Source organism: Achromobacter sp. (genome assembly GCF_057314935.1).
In genome coordinates, this window is sequence record NZ_DBHKZA010000155.1 from 1 (window position 1) to 6,071 (window position 6,071).

The 6,071-nt window shown below is 65.7% G+C and carries 7 protein-coding genes; 6 read left to right on the top strand and 1 reads right to left on the bottom strand.

What is annotated here, in order from left to right:
• Positions 1-892: LysR family transcriptional regulator (locus ACO6D5_RS29235; RefSeq protein ID WP_088590267.1), on the bottom strand; the 892-nt coding region annotated here is incomplete at its 3' end.
• Positions 893-1,105: 213 nt separating this feature from the next.
• Between ACO6D5_RS29235 and ACO6D5_RS29240 the strand changes: the two genes are divergently transcribed.
• The 6 genes from ACO6D5_RS29240 to ACO6D5_RS29265 are packed head-to-tail and all read left to right on the top strand — an operon-like array spanning position 1,106 to position 6,043.
• On the top strand, positions 1,106-1,780 hold the full coding sequence (locus ACO6D5_RS29240) for an RraA family protein (RefSeq protein ID WP_315847443.1): 675 nt from the start codon (positions 1,106-1,108) through the stop codon (positions 1,778-1,780).
• Positions 1,777-2,994, top strand: a complete 1,218-nt coding sequence (locus ACO6D5_RS29245; RefSeq protein WP_485827330.1) for an aminotransferase class I/II-fold pyridoxal phosphate-dependent enzyme — start codon at positions 1,777-1,779, stop codon at positions 2,992-2,994. Before ACO6D5_RS29240 ends, ACO6D5_RS29245 begins: the two co-directional genes overlap by 4 nt.
• A 51-nt stretch (positions 2,995-3,045) precedes the next feature.
• A complete protein-coding gene (locus tag ACO6D5_RS29250) occupies positions 3,046-3,873 on the top strand; it encodes an ABC transporter substrate-binding protein (protein WP_315847445.1) in 828 nt (275 codons plus the stop codon).
• A 28-nt stretch (positions 3,874-3,901) separates the two neighbouring features.
• Positions 3,902-4,603, top strand: coding sequence for an amino acid ABC transporter permease (locus ACO6D5_RS29255; protein WP_315847446.1), 702 nt, complete (start codon positions 3,902-3,904; stop codon positions 4,601-4,603).
• 1 nt (position 4,604) lies between these two features.
• Positions 4,605-5,321: an ABC transporter permease subunit gene (locus ACO6D5_RS29260; protein WP_315847447.1), complete on the top strand. Its 717-nt coding sequence runs from the start codon at positions 4,605-4,607 to the stop codon at positions 5,319-5,321.
• Entirely contained in the window at positions 5,318-6,043 is a 726-nt protein-coding gene (locus ACO6D5_RS29265; protein WP_315847448.1) for an ATP-binding cassette domain-containing protein, read from the top strand. Before ACO6D5_RS29260 ends, ACO6D5_RS29265 begins: the two co-directional genes overlap by 4 nt.
• Positions 6,044-6,071: the final 28 nt, after the last annotated feature.

The following is a 6,071-nucleotide window of genomic DNA, read 5'->3' on the forward strand; positions in this document are numbered from 1 at the left end:
ACTGCCACCCCCCAGAAAACTCACAACAACTCTCCGCCAACTCCGCCACGCTTTCACAAAACGCCACATCCGCGTCTCGCCGGAACATCGCGCTGTACATGGATTGCGGGGGCGCCGTGCTGGTTCTTGCAATCACCAGCTGCCGCTTGCTCACCATGTCCGCGAAGTAGTCCCTAGGCAGGCAACTCACTCCGAAGCCTGCGGCGGTCAGGCCTGCCATCGCGATCAGGCTGTTGATCGTGAAGATGTTGCTGGCTGGCGTATGCGGGCGCAGCCAGCCGTCGTAGATCATGTTCAGGCCGGACTCGCGGCTTTGGCGCAGCAGGGGCAGGCGGGCGATGTCGGCGGGGGTGTAGATGCGGCTGGCGTCGATCATGTCGGGGCTGCCCATCCAGGCGAATTCCAGGCGCTGCAGCGCCACCACCTGCAAGTTCGGTTCGGCGAATTCGCCGTGCAGGAACGCCATGTCCAACTGGCCGGCCTGCAGGCGCTTGAGCAGGTCGGCGCCCAGGTCGATGTGCGGCTCCAGCGTGATGCGCGGGTAGTGGGCGCGCAGCAGGCGGATCAGGGCGGGCAGCCACGTCATCGCCGTGATCTCGGTGATGCCGAAACGGAACGTGCCGGTCAGCGTGTGCTGGCCTTTCAGGCGGACCAGCAGGCGGTCGCGGTGGCCCAGCATCTCTTCGGCCAGCGCGTAGACCTCGTGGCCACGCGCGGTCAGTTCGGCGCGGTGGCCGGAGCGGTCGAAGAGGGCCACGTCGAAGTCCGCCTCCAGTTCCTGGATGCGCTTGGTGATGGCCGATTGCGTGGTGTGCAGCTTCTGTGCGGACGCCGAAAACGTGCCCAGCCGGACGGTCCAGTACAGGGCTTCGATTTGTTTGAAAGTCAGCATGCGGCGGATCCGCCCAAGGTCAGGTTCATTCCGAAATTTCGCTAAGGGCTAACCCTTATATTCCTAAAAGCGATGAGGTTCGTGGAAATTTAATCCCTTTTTCCCAAACCGAAAAGCTCGCACCATGCGATCTGATTCATCTCCCGGCTGGCCGGGGCCTGGAAAGCGTTCCGGGCTTGCGGCGGCTTTCGACTCAGGAATTTGCAGATCGTCATGGCCACTATCCTCACCGGCGCACGCCAATTGCCGGCTTCCCCCGTTGCTCCCGCCGCCATCCTTGAAGCGCTGGCCGGTATCGTCACGCCGCACCTCAGCGACAACCTTGCGCGCCGCGAAGGCATCTCGGGCCTGCGCCGCTACAACGGGCGCGGCAAGCTGGTGGGCACCGCGCTGACGGTCAAGACCCGTCCCGGCGACAACCTGATGATCTACAAGGCGATGATGCAGATCCAGCCGGGCCACGTACTGGTGGTGGACGCCGGCGGCGACCTGTCCAACGCCGTGCTGGGCGAGATCATGAAGCGCTACCTGCAGGTCCACGGCTGCGCGGGCGTCGTCGTCGACGGCGCGATCCGCGACGTGGCCGCCTTCGAGGCCGACAGCTTCCCCTGCTATGCGCGCGGGCACATCCACCGCGGGCCCTACAAGGACGGCCCCGGCGAGGTCAACGTCCCCGTGTCCATCGGCGGCCAGGTCATCCAGCCCGGCGACATCCTGGTGGGCGACGAAGACGGCCTGGTCAGCTTTCCCGCCAGCGACGCGGAAAGCCTGATCGCCGCGGCGCACGCGCATGCGGCCAAGGAAGAACGCATCATGGCCGAGATCGCGGGCGGCGACCGGACGCAAAGCTGGATGCAAGCCGCGTTCGCCGCCAAGGGGCTGGCATGAGCGCCGTCGACACCGAATTCCTGGCCGACCGCGCCCGGGCCATCAAGCCGTCGCCCAGCATGGCGGCCAAGACGCGCGTCGACCAGTTGCGCGCCGAGGGCCGCGACATCATTGACTTCACGGTGGGCGAACCCGACCTGCCCACGCCCGCCCACATCGTGCAGGCCGGCATCGACACGCTCAACAGCGGTGACATCCGCTATACGGCCTCCGCCGGCGCCAAGCCGCTGCTGCAAGCCGTGCGCGCCAAGTTCCAGCGCGAAAACGGTCTGGACTACGGGCTGGACGAGCTGATCGTCGGCGTGGGCGCCAAGCAATTGATCTTCACCGCGTTGGCCGCCACGGTGCAGGCCGGCGATGAAGTCATCATCCCCGCGCCGTACTGGGTGTCGTACCCGGACATGGTGCTGGTCAACGACGGCACCCCCGTGGTGGTGGCCTGCCCGGAGGCCGACGGCTTCAAGCTCACGCCGCAGGCGCTGGAAGCCGCCATCACGCCGCGCACGAAATGGGTGCTGCTGAACACGCCCAGCAATCCCACCGGCGCGATGTACGGCGCGGACGAGCTGCGCGCGTTGGGCGAGGTGCTGGCGCGCCATCCGCAGGTCTGGCTGATGACCGACGAGATCTACGAGCATCTGGCCTACGGCCAGGCGCGCCACGCATCGCCCGCCGCCGTAGTGCCGGCGCTGGCCGCCCGCACGCTTACGATCAACGGCGTGTCCAAGGCCTACGCGATGACGGGCTGGCGCCTGGGCTACGCCGGCGGCCCCAAGGCGCTGATCAAGGCCATGGCGACGCTGATCTCGCAAAGCACCAGCTGCGTCAGCGCCATCAGCCAGTCGGCCGCGCGCGTGGCGCTGACCGCCGACCAGCGTTGCGTCAGCGATGCCGCCGCCGTGTTCCACCAGCGCCGCGACCGCATCGTCGCGTTGCTGAACGCCGTGCCGGGCATCCGTTGCCCGCAGCCGCAGGGCGCGTTCTACGTCTATCCGTCGGTGGACGGTTTGCTGGGCAAGCGCACGCCGGCCGGTCGCGTGCTGGCCAACGACCTGGACGTCGTGATGTTCCTGCTGGACGAAGCGGGCGTCGCGGTGCTGGACGGCGCGGCCTACGGCCTGTCGCCCTATCTGCGGCTGAGCTTTGCCACGTCCATGGAAAACATTGAAGAAGGCTGCCGCCGCATCCATGAGGCGTGCGCGGCCTTGCGTTGAAACGCAGGTTTTGCAGGCCGTACCCATACCTATATTCCAAGGGGAAATACCATGAAGACCACCATCGCCACTTTCGTCGCCGCCGTCGGCCTTGCCGCCACGCTGGCGCCCGCCGCGCATGCGGACACCGTGCAGGACATCAAGGCGCGCGGCAAGTTCATCTGCGGCACCATGGGCACGGCCGAGCCCTTCAGCTTCCAGGACCCCAAGACCCGCGCCATCGTGGGCTATGAGGTCGACATGTGCCAGGCCATCGCCGACAGCCTGGGCGTGCCGCTCGAACTGAAGCTGATCGCCGTCGAAGCCCGCATCCCCGAACTGATCGCGGGCCGCGTCGACGTGGTGGCGGCCAACCTGGGCTGGAGCCCGGAGCGCGCGCAGCAGATCGACTATTCGCACCAGCACTTCGTGAGCCTGCAGAAGATCCTGGCGCGCGATTCGGAAAAGGACTTGAAGGCGCCCGCCGACCTGGCCGGCAAGCGCGTCAGCGCGGTGCGCGGCTCGTCGTCGGAGCAGGGGGCGCGCAAGAACATCCCCAATGTCGAGCCCGTGACGTTCAAGGATCCCAGCGGCGCGTTCCTGGCGCTGCAACAGGGCAAGGTCAGCGGCTTCGTGGGGTCTGAGCTGATGCTGGTGAAGCTGCAGCAACAGGCGTCGGCCAGCGCGGTGCCGGTCAAGATTCTGGAGCCGGCGCTGTTCGTCGAACCCTGGGGGATGGGTGTGCGCAAGGGCGACACCGCCATGCTGGCCCAGGTGAACAAGGTGCTGGACGGCATGGAAGCGTCAGGCCAGGCCACCAAGACGTTCGACAAATGGTTCGGCGCGGGCACGCAATTCAACATGAAGCGCGATTTCCGCATCGAAGCCATCAAGGGTTGACGCGCCGCGCGCGCTGGAGCCTGTCTCGATGCATTACGTTTTCGACTTCAGCGCCATTTTTCAGGGCGAGTATCCGGCGTGGCTGCTCAGGGGGTTCATCACCACCCTGGCGCTGGCCGGACTGGCCTGGATCCTGGCGTTCTTCGTGGGCAGCCTGCTGGCGGTGATCCGCCTGACGGGCTCGCCCGTGGCCAACGCGGTGATCGCGGTGTATGTCGCCTTCCACCGCAATGTGCCCATGCTGGTGCACATCCTCTTCTGGTATTTCGGCGTGCCGGCGCTGCTGCCGCAATTCGCGACCGACTGGCTCAACAGCCACGGCAGCGAATTCATCATGTCGTGCATCGCGATATCGCTGGTGATGTCGGCCTATATCTGCGAAGACCTGCGCAGCGCCGTGCGCGGCATCCCGCCGGGGCAGGTCGAGGCGTCGCGGGCGCTGGGCCTGAGCTTTCTGCAGACCATGCGCAAAGTCATCCTGCCGCAGGCGTTCCGCATCGCCATTCCCCCGCTGCTGAACCAGACCCTGCTGCTGTTGAAGAACACCAGCCTGGCGATGGCGATCGGCGTGACGGAACTGACCGCGGCAGGCCGCGAAGTCGAGAACTACACGTTCCGCACCTTCGAGGCCTATGCCGTGGTGACGGTGATCTATCTGGTGCTGTCGTTCATCATCATGGGGGGCGGGGCGCTCTTGCAACGACGGTACCGTCCGCTGGGGGCGCGCTGACATGTGGGACATACTGAAAGACAACTGGTTGCTGCTGCTGATCGGGCAGTACCCGCACGGCCCGGTGGGCGGTTTGGTCGCCACGCTGGGCCTGGCCGCGATCAGCCTGGCCCTGGCGCTGCCTTGCGGCGTCCTGCTGGCGCTGGGCCGCATCAGCCCGTACCGCATCTTCTACTGGCCGTCTTCGGCCGTGGTCTATCTGGTGCGCGGCCTGCCGCTCCTGATGTTCATCTTCTGGGCGTACTTCTTCGTGCCGCTCATCATCGGCCGCCCCGTCGCGGGCACCACGACGATGGTGGTGGCGCTGGTCTGCTACGAAAGCGCCTACCTGGCCGAGATCATCCGCGCCGGCATCCAGGCGCTGCCTCCCGGCCAGCAGGAAGCCAGCCGCGCGCTGGGCCTGTCGTACCTGCAGACGATGCGGCGCGTGATCCTGCCGCAGGCGCTCTACAACATGCTGCCCAGCATGCTGAGCCAGTTCGTGTCGACGGTGAAGGAGACGTCGCTGGCCTACGTGATCAGCGTGCAGGAACTGACCTATGCCGCGAACCAGATCAACAGCGTGCTGCTGACCAAGCCATTCGAAGTGTTTGGTTTGCTGGCGATGACCTATTTCATCCTGAATTTTGGCCTGAGTTCATTGGTGCACCTGACCGAACGACGTATCGGCAGACGGCGCGCCGGGCTCACGGCTGCCCCTAAAGTGGTGCCGACATGATCCGATTTTCCCAAGTGCAGAAGTGGTACGGCGATTACCAGGCGCTGGCCGACGTGACCGAGCAAGTGACGCAAGGCGAGGTCGTGGTGGTGTGCGGCCCGTCCGGTTCCGGCAAGTCCACCCTGATCCGCACCGTGAACCGCCTGGAGCCGATTCAGAAGGGCGTGATCGAGGTGAACGGCCAGGATATCTACGGCCCCAAGGTCCACCTGGACCAGTTGCGCAGCCACATCGGTTTCGTGTTCCAGCAGTTCAATCTGTTTCCGCACCTGTCGGTGCTGGAAAACCTGATGCTGGCCCCGCTGCAACTCAAACGCGCCCGCCGCCCCGAAGCCCGCGACCGGGCGATGCAGCTCTTGGAACGCGTCGGGCTTGCCCACAAGGCCGACGCCTACCCCGCCCAGCTCTCAGGCGGCCAGCAGCAACGCGTCGCTATCGCCCGCGCCCTGGCGATGAATCCGCCGGTGATGCTGTTCGACGAGCCGACCAGCGCGCTGGACCCGGAGATGGTAGGGGAAGTGCTTCAGGTGATGAAGGGCCTGGCGAAAGATGGAATGACGATGGTGTGCGTGACGCACGAAATGGGATTTGCTCGTGAAGTCGCGGACAGAGTGTGGTTCATGGATGCCGGGAGGATTGTGGAGACGGGGACGCCAGAGGGGTTCTTTACTCGGCCGGGGACGGGGCGGGCGCAGAAGTTTTTGGCTGAGATTCGGCATTAAGGGGTGGGGGGATTGGTTTCGTGCCGGG